General features: G+C 62.8%; 18 protein-coding genes. 8 read left to right on the top strand and 10 right to left on the bottom strand.

Annotated elements, in window-relative coordinates:
• Positions 1 to 142: 142 nt before the first annotated feature.
• Entirely contained in the window at positions 143 to 1,453 is a 1,311-nt protein-coding gene (locus D6858_RS08115; protein WP_120108879.1) for a chloride channel protein, read from the bottom strand.
• Between the two features lie 203 nt (positions 1,454 to 1,656).
• On the opposite strand from D6858_RS08115, the gene D6858_RS08110 reads away from it, so the two are divergent.
• Positions 1,657 to 2,538 (top strand): RcnB family protein, encoded by an 882-nt coding sequence (locus D6858_RS08110; RefSeq protein WP_120108877.1) that lies wholly within the window; start codon positions 1,657 to 1,659, stop codon positions 2,536 to 2,538.
• A gap of 95 nt (positions 2,539 to 2,633) precedes the next feature.
• Here the strand turns inward: D6858_RS08110 and D6858_RS08105 are convergent, their stop codons facing one another.
• Complete coding sequence (locus tag D6858_RS08105) at positions 2,634 to 3,188, bottom strand: cytochrome b (RefSeq protein WP_120108875.1); 555 nt, start codon at positions 3,186 to 3,188, stop codon at positions 2,634 to 2,636.
• Between the two features lie 110 nt (positions 3,189 to 3,298).
• Here D6858_RS08105 and D6858_RS08100 point away from each other — a divergent pair, with 110 nt between their 5' ends.
• Positions 3,299 to 3,967, top strand: coding sequence for a prolyl hydroxylase family protein (locus D6858_RS08100; RefSeq protein WP_120108872.1), 669 nt, complete (start codon positions 3,299 to 3,301; stop codon positions 3,965 to 3,967).
• A 425-nt stretch (positions 3,968 to 4,392) separates the two neighbouring features.
• Here D6858_RS08100 and D6858_RS08095 read toward each other — a convergent pair whose 3' ends face one another.
• The 3 genes from D6858_RS08095 to D6858_RS08085 form a co-directional block, all read right to left on the bottom strand.
• A complete protein-coding gene (locus tag D6858_RS08095) occupies positions 4,393 to 4,938 on the bottom strand; it encodes a DUF1003 domain-containing protein (protein ID WP_120108870.1) in 546 nt (181 codons plus the stop codon).
• Entirely contained in the window at positions 4,935 to 6,557 is a 1,623-nt protein-coding gene (locus tag D6858_RS08090; protein WP_120108868.1) for a lysine--tRNA ligase, read from the bottom strand. The genes D6858_RS08095 and D6858_RS08090 overlap by 4 nt, the downstream gene beginning before the upstream one ends.
• A gap of 336 nt (positions 6,558 to 6,893) precedes the next feature.
• Positions 6,894 to 8,009, bottom strand: coding sequence for a hypothetical protein (locus D6858_RS08085; protein ID WP_120108865.1), 1,116 nt, complete (start codon positions 8,007 to 8,009; stop codon positions 6,894 to 6,896).
• Between the two features lie 198 nt (positions 8,010 to 8,207).
• Here D6858_RS08085 and D6858_RS08080 point away from each other — a divergent pair, with 198 nt between their 5' ends.
• Entirely contained in the window at positions 8,208 to 10,934 is a 2,727-nt protein-coding gene (locus tag D6858_RS08080; RefSeq protein ID WP_120109600.1) for an ATP-dependent DNA helicase, read from the top strand.
• Positions 10,906 to 11,472, top strand: a complete 567-nt coding sequence (locus D6858_RS08075) for a SixA phosphatase family protein (protein WP_120109598.1) — start codon at positions 10,906 to 10,908, stop codon at positions 11,470 to 11,472. Before D6858_RS08080 ends, D6858_RS08075 begins: the two co-directional genes overlap by 29 nt.
• Here the strand turns inward: D6858_RS08075 and soxR are convergent, their stop codons facing one another.
• Positions 11,473 to 11,922, bottom strand: a complete 450-nt coding sequence (gene soxR / locus D6858_RS08070) for a redox-sensitive transcriptional activator SoxR (protein ID WP_240623766.1) — start codon at positions 11,920 to 11,922, stop codon at positions 11,473 to 11,475.
• Between the two features lie 112 nt (positions 11,923 to 12,034).
• Between soxR and D6858_RS08065 the strand changes: the two genes are divergently transcribed.
• Positions 12,035 to 12,406, top strand: coding sequence for a VOC family protein (locus tag D6858_RS08065; RefSeq protein WP_120108863.1), 372 nt, complete (start codon positions 12,035 to 12,037; stop codon positions 12,404 to 12,406).
• Between the two features lie 257 nt (positions 12,407 to 12,663).
• Here the strand turns inward: D6858_RS08065 and ubiA are convergent, their stop codons facing one another.
• Positions 12,664 to 13,581 carry a 4-hydroxybenzoate octaprenyltransferase gene (gene ubiA / locus D6858_RS08060; protein WP_120108861.1) on the bottom strand — a complete coding sequence of 306 codons (918 nt, stop codon included), beginning with the start codon at positions 13,579 to 13,581 and terminating at the stop codon, positions 12,664 to 12,666.
• Positions 13,582 to 13,620: 39 nt separating this feature from the next.
• Between ubiA and D6858_RS08055 the strand changes: the two genes are divergently transcribed.
• The 3 genes from D6858_RS08055 to D6858_RS08045 all read left to right on the top strand — a co-directional run bounded on the left by D6858_RS08055 (position 13,621) and on the right by D6858_RS08045 (position 16,295).
• Positions 13,621 to 14,379 carry a 16S rRNA (uracil(1498)-N(3))-methyltransferase gene (locus tag D6858_RS08055; protein WP_120108859.1) on the top strand — a complete coding sequence of 253 codons (759 nt, stop codon included), beginning with the start codon at positions 13,621 to 13,623 and terminating at the stop codon, positions 14,377 to 14,379.
• A gap of 238 nt (positions 14,380 to 14,617) precedes the next feature.
• Entirely contained in the window at positions 14,618 to 15,988 is a 1,371-nt protein-coding gene (locus D6858_RS08050) for a glutamate--cysteine ligase (RefSeq protein ID WP_120108857.1), read from the top strand.
• Positions 15,989 to 15,995: 7 nt separating this feature from the next.
• On the top strand, positions 15,996 to 16,295 hold the full coding sequence (locus D6858_RS08045; RefSeq protein ID WP_120108854.1) for a putative quinol monooxygenase: 300 nt from the start codon (positions 15,996 to 15,998) through the stop codon (positions 16,293 to 16,295).
• A 203-nt stretch (positions 16,296 to 16,498) separates the two neighbouring features.
• Here the strand turns inward: D6858_RS08045 and D6858_RS08040 are convergent, their stop codons facing one another.
• The 3 genes from D6858_RS08040 to D6858_RS08030 all read right to left on the bottom strand — a co-directional run bounded on the left by D6858_RS08040 (position 16,499) and on the right by D6858_RS08030 (position 20,132).
• A complete protein-coding gene (locus D6858_RS08040) occupies positions 16,499 to 17,866 on the bottom strand; it encodes a methyltransferase family protein (RefSeq protein ID WP_120108852.1) in 1,368 nt (455 codons plus the stop codon).
• Between the two features lie 89 nt (positions 17,867 to 17,955).
• A complete protein-coding gene (locus D6858_RS08035; protein ID WP_120108850.1) occupies positions 17,956 to 19,299 on the bottom strand; it encodes an outer membrane protein assembly factor BamB family protein in 1,344 nt (447 codons plus the stop codon).
• Positions 19,300 to 19,340: 41 nt separating this feature from the next.
• Positions 19,341 to 20,132 carry a tetratricopeptide repeat protein gene (locus tag D6858_RS08030; protein WP_120109594.1) on the bottom strand — a complete coding sequence of 264 codons (792 nt, stop codon included), beginning with the start codon at positions 20,130 to 20,132 and terminating at the stop codon, positions 19,341 to 19,343.
• Positions 20,133 to 20,157 lie beyond the last annotated feature (25 nt).

The following is a 20,157-nucleotide window of genomic DNA, read 5'->3' as shown; positions in this document are numbered from 1 at the left end:
TGAGCGTGCGGCAGTAATAAAGCCGTTCATGCATATAGTGTGAGAATGATGGCTGCCGCACGCGGGCGGCCACCATTGCTACCTTTCTTCGCGCCTTAGTGTCTTCGTGTGAACAAAACGACAAACTACAAAGCTTCCTGCTTCAAGGCTTCTCGATTTCCACACCCTCACTCGCCTTGGCAGATTCATCGGGTGAGGAGGGAATAAACCCTTCCGCCAACGCATGATACAATCGCTGGCGACACACCATCGCCCCGGCCCAGTCCCCAATCAGCGCAGTCGCAAACAAGGGCAGAATGGCAGTCGAATTACCAGTCGCCTCCGACAGGATGATTACCGCCGTCAGCGGCGCGCGGACAACGCCGGTGAAATAACCCGCCATACCCAGCAGTACGATCATCCCGGCATTTTCCGGTGCGAACAGCGGTGTGAACAGATGGCCGATCCCCGCACCCACCGACAATGATGGTGCGAATATTCCACCGGGAATTCCACTCACACTCGTCGCCAGAGCAGTTATGAATTTGGCAGGCCCAAACCACAAATCGCCGTGCGAACCGGTTTCCAGCATCAGTTTGGTCGGCGCATAGCCGGTGCCCGATGTTGCCCCTGATGTAACGAAGCCAAGCGCCCCCACTACGACCCCGCAGGCCAGAGCAGCTTTGACCGGATGCGCCTTGAATGGCCCGGCCCATTTTCCCGCCGGGCCGCGCGCCGCCAGCATCAGTCGCGCAAACAAGCCGCCCAGTGCCCCGCCGACAATACCCGCCAGCGGCGCAGCGATCAGCACGGTCGTGACCGGCAAGCTGCCATCGATCACTCCGAAATAGGTGTAGTTACCGGCCAGCCCCTGTGCCGTAAGGCCGGAAATCATCACAGCACCCATGACCAGCACCGCCACACGCTGTTCATATGCGACAGCCAGTTCCTCGATCGCAAAGGCGATCCCTGCCAGTGGTGTATTGAACGCCGCCGCGACCCCGGCCGCACCACCGGCGATCACGACACCCGATGTAACCCGCACGTGGAGGATCTGGTGCACTTTCACCATCAGCGCAGCGGCCAGTTGTACTGTCGGCCCTTCACGCCCGACCGACGCTCCACCAAACATTCCCGCAACTGTCGCCACCACTTTGAACAAGGCCACGCGCACAGACACCAGTGCTTGCGCCGCCTTTCCGTTGGGCTGATGGCTGGCGGCAATCGCCTGTGGGATGCCCGAGCCACGGGATTCGGGCGCAATTCGCATCGTGACCCATATGATCCCGGCGAACAACGCAGGCGTAACCACAAGGTGAATCCAGGGATAGCTGCGCTGCAGATGTTCGAACGTATCCTGCGCGCGGTCGCCTGCCCATGCGAACGTCAACGCACCCAGACCAACCAATACCGCCGCGACAAGCGTTGCAATGCGCCGTCCCCAATCCTCTGGATTGACGAACTCGTCTGGCATGGACTGGCGCAGACGTCGGCTTGAGGGGAAGCGCAGCCTCATAACACGACGCCTATTCCTCCGTCTGCCACATGTCGAGCATGGTTGCCACAAAATCGCCTTTTTCTTTTTCGTTCAGATAAAGGACAGCCTAGCTTAACTAAATAGCGGCTCATCGCATATTGGCCGCAGGTGGTGGAGCGGCTTCATGATGGAGAGCCGCCATGACTTTAAAAGCCTTACTACATACCGGGGCCGCCGCAGCCATTGCTGCTGCGATGGCATTCGCTGCACTCCCCACCGCCGCCAACGCCGCAGAAAGAGGGCCGCGCTGGGGCCGCGAAGATGCCCCGCGCATGGAACGCCAGTCGCGGCAGGAACGGCCGCAGCGCACCGTGCGAGCCCCTGTCCAAACTCAAACTGCCCCACCGCAACGCCGTGCCGAACAGCGTGCCCCCGTCGTTCAACAACGCAGCGGCGGCAACTGGAACGGTAATGACCGTGGCACCCGGACGTGGAACCGCAGCGATTCGCGACCGGCCAACACACGCACCGATGCACAACGGGCCGGAGTTCCCGCGTGGGATCGCAGCGGTCGCAATCGCAGCTATACCGACAACGATCGCAACCGCGCTTATTCCGGTCGCGATAGTGACCGCCGCAATAACTGGCGCGACAACCGGCGAACCGACAGCCGTTCCCAAGGCACTTACAACCGTGACAGTCGCCACTGGAATGGCAATCGTCAGACCTGGAATCGCGACCCGAACCGCTGGGATCACCGTCGTGACAACCGGCGGTGGAGCCGCGACTGGCGGAGCAATACGCATTACGACTGGCACCGCTATCGCAGCCATAATCGCAATGTCTTCCGCATCGGACGGTATTACGCGCCGTACAATGGTTATCGATATAGCCGGGTCGGAATCGGGTTCTATCTGAACAACCTGTTTTTCGGCGGCCGTTACTGGATCAACGATCCCAGCTTTTATCGCCTGCCGCCGGCATACGGCCCTTATCGCTGGGTCCGTTATTATGACGATGTGCTGCTGGTGGACACCTACAGCGGCGAAGTGGTCGACGTAATCTACAACTTCTTTTGGTGAAACAGACACTTATCCGTTGACGACGGTTTCGAGTGGTTCGTCGTCGAACGGAGCCCCCGCCAGCGACACGCTGGCGGGGGATTTCTTGTAACCGCTCAGTCGCGCGCGGTGCCGAACGGCAGCATACGGAACAGATTTCCGTCTTTGTCGACGAAAGTGTGCTTGAGCGCGCCGAGCACGTGAAGCCCGGCCAGATAGATCAGCACAGTTCCGGCAGTGGCATGAAGCTCGAAAATTTCATGCCCGGTCCCCTCGTCCAGCCCCAGCGGGAGTGCCGGGAATTCGAACAGGCCCCAGAAAGGAACGCCGGAACCATAGCCCGACATGGCGATCCATCCACCCAGCGGCAATCCAATCAGCAGAATGTAGAACAGCGTATGTGTTGTCTTCGCCAGAATGCGTTCCCATGGCTGAAGACTGGCCGACAGGGCCGGAGGACGGTGCAGCAGCCGCCAGATCACCCGCAGCAGCGTGAGCAGCAGGATCGTCATCCCAAGCGAGAAGTGATAGGACATTACTTCGCCCCGTTCTGCCTGTGGCAGATCGTGTGCACGTTCGGCGATCTGCCAGTTGGCGATCACGGCAATCGCGATCAGCCAGTGCAGCAGCATTGCTACTTTCGAGTATTTGGCACCCTGTGTCATGCTCATCGTAGAATTCCCCAAGTATGGTCCCCCGACTCCTGCAGTGTTGTAGCGATGGTGCGAATCACCGCAAGCGGCAGACTTGAAACCATGCACCAGCTTGCTAGGAAACCGGCATGGCAAAGACCAAGACGATCCCCGATCAGGACGCATTGCGCCGCATTGGCGAAACAGTTCGCGCGCGGCTCGATGCCGATCCCAAGGCTTACAAAGTCCCGACAGATAAAGCGGAAATCTGGGCGGTCGGTGAATTTCTCACTCCGGTCGAATGCGACCGGATGATGCGAATGATCGACGCGGTCGCCCGACCCAGTTCGCTGTACGATCAGGATTACGATTCCGGTTTCCGCACCTCCTATTCCGGCGATCTGGAGCCATTCGATCCGCTGGTGATGGCCGTCAGTCGCCGAATCGACGATCTGATGGGCATCAACGGTATCTGCGGCGAGACCCTGCAAGGGCAGCGCTATGCCCCCGGACAGGAATTCAAAGCCCACAACGACTGGTTCTATACCGATCAGGATTACTGGAAGTCAGAACGCAAACGCGGTGGCCAACGCAGCTGGACCGCAATGGCATTCCTCAATGAAGTAGGAAAGGGCGGCGAAACCCAGTTCGTGGAAGCGGAGATCAAGATCGCGCCCAAACCTGGCGTATTGCTGGTGTGGAACAACGCCCTGCCCGATGGCACGCCCAACGAAGGCACGCTGCACGCGGGCACCCCGGTGATCGAAGGCGTCAAATACGTGCTCACCCGCTGGTATCGCACCCGCAAGTGGGGGTGAGCGACGGGCTGCGCCAGGGCGTGGCGGAAGCAAAGCCGCCATTTGCAGGCTGTCGGGATAGACTGAAGCCTCACATCTCCCCCCTCGTCATTACGAGGAGCCGTAGGCGACGTGGCAACCATGGACCGCACCGCGCCTCCGCCACGACCGATGCGACGGGCGGAACCGTCAGGCCATGGATTGCTTCACTCCGTTCGCAATGACGAGCACGTGAGTTAGTACTTGAGTGAAGCGAGTAGGAAGCCAACTCCCCCTCCCCTCGTCATTGCGAGGAGCGTAGCGACGTGGCAACCCATGGACCGCACCTCGCCGCCATCGCAACCGATGCGATAAGCACCGCCCTCATGTCACGAATTGCTTCACTGCATTCGCAATGACGAGCCGGTAAGTGGGTGGAGCAGAAAGCCCGCTTGCCCCACCTCCCCCTAATCCTCGTCGGGATCGCGCCGCTTCACTGTTTTGGCATCGTCGCGTTCCAGCACCATCGTGGCGAACCGGTCTATCTTACGCGACAGGCGCAGGATTTCGAGCTGGGTCCGCAGGTTGACTTCGTAATCGTGCTGCGCGGTGATCCGGTCTTTCGCCGCCTGCCGGTTCTGGCTCATCATGATGACCGGCGCCTGTATCGCCGCCAGCATAGAGAGCATCAGGTTGAGGAAGATGTAGGGGTATTTGTCAAACGGGCGCACCCCCAGATCGGTCAGCACTTCGCTGTTCACCAGCATCCACGCCAGCAATACCACACCAAATGCGACGATGAAGCCCCAGCTGCCGCCCACGGCCGCCACCCGGTCAGCCAGACGATCGCCTAAGCTGGAATGCAGTTGCGCCGCTTCGTCTGCATCGATGCCGAGGTAGCTGCCGCTAGCCACGCGCTTGATAACGCGCTGTTCTTCCGCGTCGAGCTCTTCCAGCACCCGCCCCAGCAAGTCACGCGCGAGCTTGTCTGGATCGGTTGCCGGACCTGTCATCGCGCCAGCGCCTCTGCGATCAGCGCGCGGGTTTCGGGAATGCCGTAGAGCGCGATGAAGCTGCCCATGCGCGGCCCCTGCGCCGAACCGAGCAGTGTTTCGTACTGCGCCCTGAACCAGTCGCGCAACGATTCGAAGCCGAATTCCTCGCGCTTGCCGATCTCGTACACTTCAGTCTGGATATCTTCCGCCGAGGTATCGGCGGCCATCCCGGCCAGCGCACTGTCGAGCGCCCGCAGCGCCGCCGCTTCGTTCGCGGTCGGTGCGCGCTTGCTGAGGGTCGGCGCCACGAAGTCGCGGTTATAGGCCAGCGCGGTATCGACCAGTTGCGCCAGCGCAGGATGCGCTTCGGGCGTAGCATTCTCGACATAGTTGCCCAGGTAGGACCACACCTGCTCCGCATTCGCTTCCGCCCCCAACACTCCGACGAGGTTGAGCAGCAGGCCATATGTCACTGGCAGGTTGTCGCCCGCACCCGGCGTTTCACTCGACACACCGCGGTCGGATGAGAGGTTGGCGCGCAACAGATGCCACACCGGGTTGCCCAGTTGCTTGTCCAGTTCCTGTTCGGCCAGCCGTTCGCGGAACTGCCAGTAATCGTCCACCGCGCGCGGGATCACCCCGGCGTGCAGGCTCTTGGCGCTTTTGGGATTGGGGAAGATGTAGAAGCCCAGCGAATCGTCGCTGCCGTAAGTCAGCCATTCTTCGATCGTCAGACCGTTGCCCTTCGACTTGGAGATCTTCTCTCCCTTCTCGTCGAGGAACAGTTCGTAGATCAGCCCTTCGGGCTTGCGGCCACCCAGTACCTTGGCGATACGCCCCGATTGCACCCCGCTGTCGGTCAGATCCTTGCCATACATCTCGTAATCGACGCCGAGCGCGACCCAGCGCATCGCCCAGTCGACTTTCCATTGCAGCTTGGCCTGACCTGACAGAGCCGACTGTTCGATCACAGTCCCGTCTTCATCGGTGAAGCGTATCATGCCCGCATCGGCATCGATCACTTCCACCGGCACTTGCAGTACAGCGCCGGTCGTCGGGCTGATCGGCATGACCGGGGAGTATGTCTTGCGCCGTTCTTCGCGCAAGGTCGGCAGCATGATGTCCATGATCGCCCCGAAATTACGCAGCACCCCGCGCAAGGCATCGTCGAACGCGCCCGAATTGTAACGTTCGGAAGAGGACACGAACTCGTATTCGAAACCGAACCGGTCGAGGAAGTCGCGCAGCATGGCATTGTTGTGTGCGGCGAAGCTGTCGAACTTGCCGAACGGATCGGGAATGCGGCTGAGCGGCTTGTTCAGATTATCGTGCAGCAACTGCGCGTTCGGCACGTTGTCGGGCACTTTACGCAGCCCGTCCATATCGTCGCTGAATGCCACCAGCCGGGTAGGCGCACCACCGGTCAACGCCTCGTATGCGCGGCGCACCAGCGTCGTGCGGAGCACTTCCTGAAATGTGCCGATATGCGGCAGGCCGCTGGGACCATACCCCGTTTCGAACAGCACCGGTTCGCCGCCCGGTTTGCCATCGGGATAGCGTTTGAGCAGCTTGCGCGCTTCCTCAAACGGCCATGCCTTGGACACGCGAGCGGCTTCTGTCAGTGCATTATCGGTCATATCAGCGCGCCTATGCCCATGCCCGCCCCGGTTGCAAGTGCGAACAACGCTGTGCGGCACAGACATGGAACGCTCCTTCGAGTTTTGAAAAGTGTGACTTTTGCCCGTTTTATATTATCTTTCAATATATTACGTGTGACTTTCCAAAGCACACTGTGGACTTCGCCAAATCGACAGTTGGAACGGCAAATCGATAGTGTGCAACCGGTGGTCATAACCCGACAATAAACGATCCGCCCGTCTGTAGGACAGACGGGCGGATTGCCAATAAAGTGCGCTCCTTCCATCCGACAGGGAGAGTCATTGAAGGAAGGGACGCCGGGGCTTGGCCCCAAGTTATGCAGATGCCGGTTTCCAGCCGCGCAGCGCAGGCCAGTGATAGGCGTACTGCCGCAAATCGATCCGTGGCTTCACCTTTTCAAAGCGACGGCCAAGCGACTGGAGGATCAGCCGGGCGCGGCGGGCACGCGCACGGGGCGAACGGAACGGGTTCGCGCGATCCGGCGCTGCGGCAATCATGCGGTGCAGCAGCGCATCGCGCTCCTCGAATGTCTGCGGCAATTCGTCAGGCAGCGGCACTCCACTGCGGTCGCTAGCTGGTTCAGGCCGATACGGCGCATAGTTTCCGGCAAACGCATCAGCTTGCGGCGCAGTCCTTGCAGCGGGAATGGCCAGCGCCGGGGCAGCATCCAGCGCGGTGACCTGGGGCTCGCGCTCGAACACCGGCTCAGCGGCGGACGGGGCAGGCTGGCGCGGCCTGACCGGCGCAATCTGCGCTGTGGTGGAGGCACGGCGACGGCTCCGCGAACGCAGCATAAGATAGGTGCCCGCACTAATGCCACCGGCGGCCAGCAAAGCGATCAGGACTTCGAGCGGAATGCCTTCTCCCCGATCGGGTTGCTGGGCGGGATTGGCGGCAACGTTGGCTGCCAGCGGAGCAGCAACCGGCGCGTCTTCTGCCAGCGGTTCGCCATCCACGGTCATTTCCGACACCGCATTGGGGGCGGCGTTGCCGGCGGCTATCGCATCGCGCCCGTCGGTCACCGCCGATGCATTCCGCGCGGAATCGGCACGTGCACCGGTTGTTGCCGTGGAGCGATTCTGCTGAGCCGGGGCAACGCTTCGCTCGATGGGCGCCTCATTAGCGGCCTCAGACAGGGAAGCAGGCGCGGTGCGGGTGGTCGCGACCGGCGGTGGCACTGCCGTGGCATCGACCGGCGCAGCCATCGGCATATCCAGCGGCACGCTGGCTGCGGGCGGCTGCGGTGCAGGTGTAGTGACGGGCAGCGTTACCGTGTCGGGCCGACTTTGCGATCCGGCGGAGGCACTGTCGAGCACGATTACAGGCTGCGACGTGCTCGTGGCATCCTGAGCCATCGCGGCAGCGGGGAGGAGCGCGGCCATCGCAATCGCGACGGGGGCGCAAGCGAGCGGATTGGGGGTCTTCGTCATGCCATTAAAAACGGTCACTGTTTCGCCACAGTTCCAGACAGCCCAATTGGCCAAAATTCATATTGCATTGTTTTCAAATGAATTTTCATTTGAAATTCGCGGCAAGCTGCCGATCGGGCGCGGTGAATGGATAGGCCATGCCACACGCAATCCGCTGATCTGTTTACTTTTCGTTCCGGCGACTTCATGGTCCCGGCGATGGCCGAACCGCTGCCCCTCCCCGCCCTTCATGCCAGCCACGCGGGCACATGGTTGCGCGATGGCATTGGCGGCACACGCGGTGTGAGCAAGGGCGAGGCGGTGATGGCCGTGGCCGATACGCCGCTGCTGATCCTCAATGCCCCGCTGGTCGCCAACCGGCTGGGCTATCCCGATCTGTCGGGGCTCGATCTGCTGGAACTGTTCGCTTTCGTCCATCCGGCACGGTTCGCGGTGCCGACCCCGCGCGGACTGGCCCATGCTCTGGGCATAGACGAACCGGCCAGCGACGATGGCGTGCCGGCATTCCTGCAGCGCGCTGCCGGTCATCTGCTGGCCACGTGCGAGAGCGAGGAGTGGGCCGAACGCGACGGCGCATGGTCCAGCCTGCAATCGCTGGTCCGTCTGCGCTGGCCATGGGCGAACATCCTCGCCCCGCATGTCCGCAAGCCAGAACGGGCAGAAAAATGGCTGTTCGCCCGATTGTCCGAGTGGGAAGAAAGCCCCGAACGCGGCCAACCCGCCAATGTCCTGATCGAAGAGGCGGAAGTGGAAGCGCGGCTCGAACGGCTCACCGGTGACGGCGCCGAACAGCGCGAGGGACAGCGCCGTTATTCGCGCGATGCCAGCAAAGTGTTCGCCCCGCGCCCCCGCCGTGAAGTGCCGCATTTGTTGCTGGCGCAGGCAGGCACCGGGATCGGCAAGACGCTGGGCTATCTCGCTCCGGCATCGCTGTGGGCCGAACGGTCGGGCGGAACCGTGTGGGTTTCGACTTATACCAAGAACCTGCAACGCCAGTTGCGGCAGGAAAGCGGGCGCGCGTGGCCGCCGGTGCGCCGCGATGGCAGCCGCCCCGTGGTCGTGCGGAAAGGGCGCGAAAACTATCTCTGCCTGCTCAATCTGGAAGACGCGCTGCAAGGCGGCTTTTCCGGGCGCCCCGCTGTGCTGGCGCATCTGGTGGCGCGATGGGCGGCATTTTCGCAGGATGGCGATATGATCGGTGGCGATCTGCCCGGTTGGCTCGGCTCGCTGTTCCGCAAGCGCGGCATTGCCGCACTCACCGATCAGCGCGGCGAATGCGTCTATGCCGGGTGCCCGCATTACCGCAAATGCTTCATCGAACATGCCGCGCGGGCCAGCGCGCAGGCCGATCTGGTGATCGCCAATCATGCGCTGGTGATGGTCAACGCAGCGCGGGGCCGCGACCATGCCCAGCGCCCGACCCGCGTGGTGTTCGACGAAGGGCACCACGTATTCGAAGCTGCCGACAGCACGTTCGCCGCTGCGCTGACCGGGGCGGAGGCGATCGAATTGCGCCGCTGGATCATCGGCCCGGAAAAATCGCACAAGGGCCGCCGACGGGGCCTCTCCGCACGCCTTGCCGATATCGCCAGTTACGACGACGCAGGCGGCGACGCGATAGAGGCCGCGGTGGAAGCGGCGCAGGCCTTGCCCGCCGATGGCTGGCTGCAACGGCTGAACGAAAGCGTACCTGCCGGCCCGGTGGAGGCATTGCTGGGTGCAGTGCGCGCGGTGACATATGCCCGCGATGAAAGCGGCGGGCAGGAAGCAGGCTATGGCATCGAAACAGAAGCGGCCGGGCTGGATGGCCCGGTGGTGGAACTGGCCGGGCAAGCAGCAGAGGCGCTGGCCGCGATCCGTTCGCCATTGTTGCGACTGGGCGGGCGGCTGGAGGCGATACTGGCTGACCCTCCCGACTGGCTCGACGCGCAGGGCCGGGCGCGGATCGAAGGCGCGCGACATTCGCTGACCTGGCGGTGCGACTTGCTGTCCGCGTGGGAGGCTTTGCTCGACCGGCTGGGCGGGCCGGGCGATCCCGAATTCGTGGACTGGCTGGCGGTCGACCGCAACGAAGCGCGCGAATTCGATATCGGGCTGCACCGCCACTGGCTCGATCCGATGAAGCCGTTTGCCCGTGTCGTGCTCGAACCCGCCCATGGCGTGATGCTGACCAGCGCGACATTGAAAGACGGGGCCGAATGGGATGCCGCCATCGCCCGCAGCGGCGCGGCGCATATCGACAGCGCACCGATGCTGGGCGAATTCGAAAGCCCGTTCGATTACGCCAACCGCGCCGAAGTGCTGATCGTAACCGATATCCGCAAGGGCGACATTCCCGCGCTGGCAGGGGCCTATGGGCGGATTATCGAGGCGTGCGGTGGCGGCGTGCTGGGCCTGTTCACTGCGATCCGCCGGATGCGCGCGGTGCATGGCCGCATTGCCGACCGGCTCGCGCGCAGCGGATTGCCGCTGTACGCGCAGCACGTCGATCCGATCGACACCGGCACATTGGTGGACATTTTCCGAGACGATCCGGCGGCCAGTCTGCTGGGCACCGATGCCCTGCGCGACGGGGTCGATGTGCCGGGCCGCAGCTTGCGCTGCGTCGTGATGGAACAAGTCCCTTGGCCGCGCCCGACGATCCTGCACCGCGCCCGCCGCGCGGCGGGCGGCGGCAGCGCGTATGACGACCGCCTGATCCGCGCCCGGCTAGCGCAGGCATTCGGGCGGCTGATTCGCAGCCGAAACGATGCCGGGCACTTCGTTGTCCTGTCGCCTGCATTCCCCAGCCGCTTGCTCTCTGCCTTCCCTGAAGGGACGCCTGTTTTGCGTCTGACGCTGGAGGAGGCTTTACAACGGCTCGCCAACAGTGTTTTCGAAACGGCGAGCCATGCCGATGCCTCGGCCCCACCGTTCGAAGGATGATCTGACCGTGCCCAAGTTGCTCGGCCTCCTGCGCCACGCCAAGTCCGACTGGGACGATATGGGCACCCGCGATTTCGACCGGGGCCTGAACGATCGCGGGCGACGCGGAGCGAAGGTGATCGGGGATCATATCCGCGATCACGGTGTAAAGTGGGACCGCGTGATCGCCAGCCCGGCCGAACGTGTCCGGCAAACACTGGCTGCTGCCCTTCCCGAACTGACACCCGAATTCGACAAGCGCGTCTATCTGGCCGATGCCGACACTCTGATCGATGCGATCCGCGATCATGCGGGCGATGCATCCTGCGTACTGCTGGCGGGGCACAACCCCGGTTTGCAGGATCTGCTGTTCACGCTGGTATCCCCCGCCAACGAAAACGCGCTGTTCGATGAAGCGGCGGTGAAATTCCCCACGGCAACATTCGCAGTGCTGGAACTGGCAATCGACGACTGGGCCGATCTGGGCAAGGATTGCGGCAAGCTGGTCCATTTTGCCCGCCCGCGCGATCTCGACCCGGAACTGGGGCCGGAATCGTAATCAACGCAGCACGCGCGGCCCTGCCCCCTCCGCCGCCCATTTATCCTGCGGGTTATAGAGCTTGCACCGCGCCAGGCTGAGGCATCCGCAACCGATACACCCGTCGAGATCCTCGCGAGTCTTTTTCAGAATGGCGATTTTCGCGTCGATGGCTTCGCGTACCCGCCCGCTGATCCGCTGCCAGTCGCGCGCGTCGGGTGTGCGGCCATGCGGCAGACGGCGCAGCTCCTCCTCTATATCGCCCAGCGACAGGCCAAGCTGCTGCGCGATCAGCACGAAGCTGAGCCGCCGGATATCGCTACGCGGGAAGCGCCGCTGATTGCCGCCGGTGCGGATCGGTTCGACCAGCCCGCGTTCCTCGTAATAACGGATCGCTGACACAGACAACCCGGTGCGCCGAGCCAGTTCACCGATGGTCAGCAGATCGCTGGCGCGCAAATGACGGGGCATTACACAAACTCCTTGACCTCAAGTTAGCTTGAGGTTGCATCAACGACAAGCGGGCGATTCGCCGCCCCGCCCGGCACTGACCGGACACCGATTGATACGAAGGATTGAGGCAATGCCCACCGGAACACTCGAACACGTGAATATCTCCGTCACCGACCCCCGCCGCAGCGCGGACTTCCTCAGCAAGCTGGCCGGATGGCGGGTGCGCTGGGAAGGCCCCGCTATCGGCGGTGGCCATTCGATTCATTGCGGTAACGACGATACGTATGTCGCGCTCTACACGCACCCCAGCACCAAAGGCAGCTTCCAGAAGGGTGTGCCGCTCAACCACATCGGGGTAGTGGTCGACGATCTCGACGCAGCGGAGACAGTTGTGAGCGACGCCGGGCTGGAGCCATTCAACCACGCCGATTACGAACCGGGACGGCGGTTCTATTTCTACGACTGGGACGGGATCGAATGGGAAATCGTCAGCTATTCGTGAGATTCGCTGGCAGGGTTTGCGATGGCGGCGCTGTTTTTGAAGCGTCACGCCGGAAGATAGGCTGGACCCCGGCTCGGAGGCCGGGGTGACGGGACAGGGAAGATACGACCCACCCCTGCATCATTGCAATTCCCCTCCCCCCTCTCGTCATTGCGAGCGCCGCGAAGCAATCCGCGGACTGCCACGTCGCCTGACGGCTCCTCGCAACGACAAGTGGAGCGACACGGACCAAATCATGCCCCCCACACGCATAGAGGTTACGAACTGCCGACCACGAAACAGGCCGCTGCCATCAGCGCCCCGGCGAAGCGGTTGGCGCGGAAGCGGGTCAGGGGATTGGTCGGGTCGCGCTCGTCAAGAGTGGCGACCTGCCAGCTCAGATGCGCCGCCGCCGGGATCAGCGCAAGCAGCGCGATCCAGTCGTGCCGCAGCAGCCAGAACGCCAGCGCCCACAGCGCCACTGCACCGCCGTAAAACAATGCCACGCCCGCTTTGACATGGCCGCCCAGCCGGAGCGCGCTGGAGCGGATACCGACCAGCGCGTCATCCTCCCGATCCTGCAAGGCGTAGATCGTATCGTATGCGATGCACCACAGGATTGCCCCGCCATAAAGCGCAGCGAGCACGTCGAGCCGGTCGCTCCGCATCGCGACCCATCCGGTCGGCGCGCCCCATGTGAACACCAGCCCCAGCCAGGCCTGCGGCCACCATGTAATCCGCTTCATGAAAGGATAGGCGATGACCAGCGCGATACTGCCTAGCGCCACAACCTGCGCCTGCCAGCGCAATTGCAACAGCACGACAAGCCCCACCGCACACAGCGCCAGCAACCAGATCCACGCCAGCTTCGCGGAAATACGACCGCTGGCAACCGGGCGGCTGGCAGTGCGCGCCACCTGCCGGTCCAGATCGGCATCGACGATATCGTTGTAAACGCACCCGGCCCCGCGCATCGCGATCGAGCCGAGCAACATCCATGCCACCAGCGCGATCTGCAATCCGCCGCCGGCCAGCCACACACCCCATGTGCACGGCCAGAACAGCAGCCACCAGCCAATCGGTCGATCGAACCGGGCAAGCATGGCCAGATCGCGCGGCACTTGCGGCAGGCGCGCGATCAGTCCGCGATGTTCGCTGTCTGGGACGATGGGTTCGGGCGTTGCCTGTTCGGTCACGGCTTGTCCCCTAACGCCGCGCGTGCCAACTGCATAGTCATGGCTGTAACACACGATCCGAAGGTTCCCGCCTGGCCGCCCCGCAGCGCGCCGCGCCTGTTCGTTCCCGCTCCGCTGGCGGCAGGAATGCCGGTGACAGTTTCAGGCAACCCTGCGCACTATCTCTGCCGCGTGATGCGGGTGAGCGAAGGCGACGCCGTGATCCTGTGCGACGACGCGACCGGCGAATGGGCCGCACGCATGGTATCGGCTGGCAAGCGCGATGTCGTGCTGGAACCGGTGGAACGGCTGCGCTTGCGCGAGGCTGTGCCCGATCTGTGGTTGTGCCCGGCTTTGCTGAAGAAAGACCGGTTCGACACCGTGCTGGAAAAGGCAACCGAACTGGGCGTGGCCGCGATCCGTGCGGTGGTGACGCGCCGCTGCGTGGCGGACAAGCTCAACCTCGACCGGGCACGGACCGTTACGACAGAGGCCGCCGAACAATGCGCCCGCACCGCGCTCCCCGAACTGGCCGCGCCGGTTACGCTCGACGCGTTGCTGCGCGACTGGCCCGCTGAACGCGCGCTGTTCTTTGCCGATGAACTGGGCGGCGAACCTGCCGCCGCCGCCTTCACCGCCGCCGGGGCGCCTGCCGCGATCCTGATCGGGCCGGAAGGCGGGTTCGACGATGCCGAACGCACCGCTATCCGCGCCCACCCGGCCGCCTGTGCGATCACTCTCGGCCCGCGAATCCTCCGCGGCGAAACCGCAGCGATTGCGGCAATGGCGCTATGGATGGGTGCTGCTGGCGACTGGTAAGAGGCTCCGCCCTCGCTACTCCCTCGTCATTGCTAGCGTAGCGAAGCAATCCATGGACCGCCCTCTCCGCCCTAACACAACAGTCGCCAACCGCAGCCACCCTCGCCTCATGGATTGCCACATCGCCTGCAGCCCCTAGCAATGACGGGTGAGGGTTTCCTGCGTCACAGGCCATACGAACGTGCTGAAAGAAGAATTCTCTGGCGCGTGAAGATTGGGTTGCTTACGGCCAACGACCATGAGCACGCGGACCACATCCGAGCAGGCCGATCCGGTTATCGAGAGCCGCGACCAGCTAATTGCCCCCCTTGCCTCCGGTGCGAAACCGGCGGACAAATGGCGCATCGGCACCGAGCATGAAAAGCTGGTGTTCCGGCGCAAGGATTTTGCCGCGCCGAGTTATGACGAGCCCGGCGGCATCCGCGATATCCTGCTGGCATTGCAGGAATTCGGCTGGAGCCCGGTGGAAGAAGGCGGCAAAGTCATCGCGATGAGCGGAGACGACGGAACTGTCAGCCTCGAACCCGCCGGACAGCTGGAACTGTCGGGCGCGCCGCTGGAAAACCTCCACCAGACATGCGCTGAAACCGGCCGCCATCTGGAACAGGTGAAGGCAATCGGCGAACGCTTCGGCGTCGGCTTTCTCGGTCTGGGCATGTGGCCCGACAAGACGCGCGCGGAACTGCCGGTCATGCCCAAGGGGCGGTACGAGATTATGATGCGGCACATGCCGCGCGTCGGCTCGCTCGGCCTCGATATGATGCTGCGGACCTGCACTATTCAGGTCAATCTCGATTATAGCAGCGAAGCCGACATGGCGCAGAAGTTCCGCACCAGTCTGGCGCTGCAACCGCTGGCCACGGCATTGTTCGCCAATTCGCCCTTTACCGAAGGCAAGCCCAACGGCTTCCTTTCTTACCGCAGCCACATCTGGTCGGACACCGATCCGGCGCGCACCGGCATGCTGCCGTTCGTGTTCGAAGACGGTTTCGGATACGAAGCCTATGTCGATTACATGCTCGACGTGCCGATGTATTTCGTGTTCCGCGACGGCAAATACATCGACGCCGCCGGGCAGAGCTTCCGCGATTTTCTGGAAGGCAAACTACCTGCCCTGCCGGGCGAGAAACCGACCGAAGGCGACTGGTGGGATCACTTGTCCACCGCATTCCCCGAAGTGCGGCTCAAGTCGTTCCTCGAAATGCGCGGTGCCGATGGCGGGCCGTGGAGCCGGATCTGTGCGCTGCCCGCACTGTGGGTCGGGCTGCTGTACGATCAAGGCTCGCTCGATGCCGCATGGGATCTGGTGAAAGACTGGTCGATGGAAGAGCGTGAAACGCTGCGAACATCGGTGCCCCGTCTGGCGCTCGACGCGCCGATCCCCGGCGGCAAGACTTTGCGCGATATCGGCCCCGAAGTGCTCGCCATCGCGCGCAACGGGCTGAAATCGCGGGCGCGGCTCAATTCGGGCGGCGACAACGAAACCGGCTTCCTCGAAACGCTCGATGAAATCGTCGCCAGCGGCAAAGTGCCCGCACAGCGCCTGCTCGACATGTACAATGGCGAATGGGGCGGCGATATCAGCCGGGTGTACAAATACAGTTTCTGAGCCGCGTATGATCCTGGTCGTCGGCACAGTTCGCATCCGGGCAGACGGGCTGCAAGCGGCGCTCCCCGCCATGGCCGCAATGGTTGCTGCCAGTCGGGCAGAAGACGGCTGCATCCGCTATTCCTATGCTCAGGATGTTTTGGACCCGACAGTGATCCACGTATCGGAAGCATGGCGCGACCGTGCTGTGCTGGCCGCGCACTTCGCCACACCGCACCTCGCTTCATGGCGCGCACAGTTCGCTCAGCTGCGCATTACCGACCGCGATCTGAAGCTATACGAAACCGACGAAGGTGAACCGGTCTGACGGATTACCCGGAACTGCGATGCGAAATTGAGCAGGCCTGCCGATCAGGTCGGCACGACGCAGTGGAGCGGTAGCAACCACCTCCTTAACTTGTCACTGCGAAGAGCCGCAGGCGACGTGGCGATCCAGGGACCACACGTCTCCCCGCTTCACGAACCGCAATCCCGGTTTTCTTCTGGCGCAACGCCATCCACAGCCCAGCACTACTTCGCCGGGGCGGGTGCCCGACGCATCACCGGGCCACGCGGGCGCAGAAGCCGCAGCAATTTGCGGAGGCGCGCCGTGACAAGGCCGTGTTCGGCCATCCACGCGTGGTATTCCCGATACTTCGCATCTTCGGACAGCAGGTGCATCTCTTCCGTCCGGGCGCGCCAGTAGTAAATTCCGCTAACACAGGCGAGGAAGAAGACATTGCGAATCGGGTCGGTCCACGATCCCGAGGTCACCAGAAACGGCAGAGTGGACAGCCACCAGAACGTGTTTTTCGCCAGATAAGCCGGATGGCGGGTAAACGCATAAGGGCCGTTGGTGATGACACCGCGATAGGTAAGGTTGGAAAAACGCAGACCAAACGCCACCGTCGCCCAGGCATAGATCGCGGTCAGCACCATCAGCAGTGCCGCCCATATCCACATCAGATAGGTGTGCCCGGCGAACCAGAACGCCCAGTTATTCTCCGCCCAGCCCGGTGTGCCAACATTGTAATCGAGCAGGCCCACGCCGTTCAGCGGGGGGTAGCACAGCAGCGCCGCGACCCATCCGGCCACGAATGGATTGCCGCTGCGGATATGTGCGTCGAGCGGGCGGAACGTGACGAGATAGCCGACTGTGCCCAGTTGCACGTCCACCAGAAACAGCAAGCTGACCAGCGCCATGCCCAGTTTCACCGGATCGGCGGCGATGGCGCTTAAATCGACGTTGACCGCTTCCTGAAACCCCGGCGGCAGGATCGAGATCATGAACGCGCCGAAGAACCCCTTGATAACCCATGCACGCCAGTGCTTCTTCACTTCCGCCGGATCGTATGCCTCCCGCCCCAGCAGCAACGCACCGAAATGCCACGCATGATCGCGCGGTTCGATCATAAACCTGTCGAGCCACAGGACATAAGGGATCGACAGCGCGAACATCGGTAGCGCGGCATATTTCAGCACTTCCATCGCAAACAGATACTGCCCGTCCCAATACCACCGCGCGAGGCAATAGATCGCAGCGATCGCCGCCCATGTCGCCCACAGACCGACCAGCTTGGTACAGGAAATCTCCTGCGTTTCCGACAGTTTGCGGCGCAGACCCCAGGATATCCCGGTGGACGGGCGACGGTGAACCTTGTCTTTCAACAACGACACCGCCGCCATTGGCAGCGAGGTAAACACCAGCCCGGCCAGCGCGGCGTTCGGACCGTCGAGCCGGGCATCGGGCCCCGGCAAGCCGAACATATCGATCAGCCACGGCCAATGGCGGCAGATCATCACCCATACGAACAGACCAGCGAGACCGGCCATGCCGACTGCGGCAGATACATCGCTCGCCGGGCGGCGAGCGGAGGTGTCGGGGCGGTGAGCGCTCATATGCGCGTCCGCCTTAGGGCAAAAGGGTTAAGAGGCTGGAAACCTGGCCCCATCCCGCCCTCGCCATTACAGCAGCAGCAACGGTCGCTTTAACGGAAAGCGGTGATCCGGCCGCTGTCGTCCAGTACATACAGCGTCTGGTTGGCGACGATCGGCGGCAGGCTGATCGCGCTCTTGAACTTGGTCCACGACGTAGCCGAGCCTTCCCCGCTGCTGACTCGCCAGATTTCGCCTTGCGTATTGGCGATCCACAGCTGGTTTCCAGCCAGCACCGGCCCGGTCCAGAAGATCGGGTCGGTTTTCTTCTTCTCGTTGCGATACTGCGGCAGATCGGTCAGCCAGCGGACTTTGCCGGTATTGCGGGCAATCGCCAGCAGCTTGGCGCTGTCGGTCAGAGTGAAGATCCATTCACCCGCCACTGCCGGGGTCGAGATGCCCGCCAGATTGAGTTCCCAGATACGCTGCCCGGTGGCCAGTTCGTAAGCGGCCATGCGGCCACCCTGCCCCAGAGCATAGACCCGGCCGCTGTCGATGATCGGATCGGCATCGATATCGGTCAGCGATCCCACTTCGGTGGAAATCGACGTGCGCGCCAGTGCATCCGACCACAAAGTGCGCCCGTTTTCATAACGATATGCCGCCAGCTCGCCAGTCGAATAACCGGCGATCACAGTGCCTTGCCCCGCAGCGGGGGCGGCCACGCCGAACACACCGGTCTGCGCACTCGATCCCGATTCCTGCCATTGCAACGAGCCATCGGTTTCGGACAACGCGAAAATCTGGTTGTCCTGTGTCATGACATAGACCGAACCGAACGCCACCGTCGGTGAACCGCGCAGCGGGCCCGAGGGATGCGCGCGCCACAGTTCGTTGCCGGTTTCCGCATCGAGCGCCACCACCTCACCCACACCGTTGGTGGCATAAACATGGCCGTTGGCGAAACTGGCCCCGCCGCCAAAATTGGCCGCCGCCGGGGCACCTTCGGTTTCGGTGCTGCGCGACCACAGCTTTGCGCCGGTATTGGCATCGAACGCGTTCACCGTGCCGTTGGTATCGGACACGAACAGCTTGCCTGCGCCGACCACCGGGGCCGCAGCCAGTCGGCGGCGATCGCTCGAACCGGCGATCTGCGCGGTCCATATCCGTTGCGGGCTATCGGACAATGCCAGATTGCCGGGTGTCTTGCCTGCAGTGCCTCCTGGCTGTGCCCATTCGGTGTTGGCTTGCGGCGTCGGCAACACCACGGAGACCCCGGCCAACGCCGGATCGACTTTCGCGCCGCTTTCGATGCGCGACAGGATCGGCATACGATTACCGACCGTAGGGGTCACTTTGGCGTCTTTACCGCCAAATACCTTGCAGCCAGTCAGACCGACCGACAATGCTGCGATCAGCAGCACGCGCCCGGTGATGGAAATTGCCTTGCCAGTCATGCGGTATCCATTTCCTGTGATTGCGTCGCGGCCTGCATTCATTATTGGGGCGCCCCCGCGCCGCCTTGCGATGCAGGGCCAACTTCTTGCTCTTTCAGCACTTTGTCCACATCGTCGATCGCATCGACACCCAGCAACCCGGCCATCTGCCGCGCCCGCGATTTCAATGTTTCCGATGTATTCTTGTCCCGCACGATCTGTGCGAACAGCTTGCCCGCTTCGGCATTCTTGCCCTGATCGAGATAGGCCATTGCCAGCATTTCCCCGGCCACGGGGAACCACGGCTTGTCCGGCGCGACCAGCGGTTGCAGGCGGGAAACGACATCGGCGGGCTTCATCGTGTCGTAGTTGGCAGCGACTGCACGCACCGTCGCCAGATCGCGCAATGTTTGCGGCGCCTTGGCATCGGCGGCGACCGCTTCAAACAGTTTGCCTGCCTCGGCCGCCTTGCCCTGTTCCATCGCGATGCCGGCTTTCAGCAGTTGTGCCGATGCTGCGGCGCCCGGTTCGCCATTTTCGATAACAGGGGCCAGCCCCTTGTCACCGCTGGCCAGATCGCCTGCCTGCACTTTGTCGAGGGCGGATACGAACGTTTCCGAATCCGCTTCGTATTGACCCTCACGGTGTTCGTGCCACCAGAGGTATCCGCCGAACGCCAGCAGCCCCACAACCACGATCGCCAGCAGAGGCCTGCCATATTTACGGCTGAAGTCCGCATATTGATCCTGCCGCACGGCATCGTCGACTTCGCGCAACAGGACATCGTCCTGCGCGGCCTGTTGCTGGGCGCGTTTCTCTTCGCGGGAGAGGGAATTGCCGGGTTTCAGGGCCACGTGGCGGCTCACCTTATTCAATACA

It is taken from the genome of Tsuneonella suprasediminis, from assembly GCF_003605755.1.
Lineage (GTDB): Bacteria > Pseudomonadota > Alphaproteobacteria > Sphingomonadales > Sphingomonadaceae > Tsuneonella > Tsuneonella suprasediminis.
Note: the sequence above shows the minus strand (reverse complement) of the source record. Positions and strands in the feature narration are given on the sequence as shown.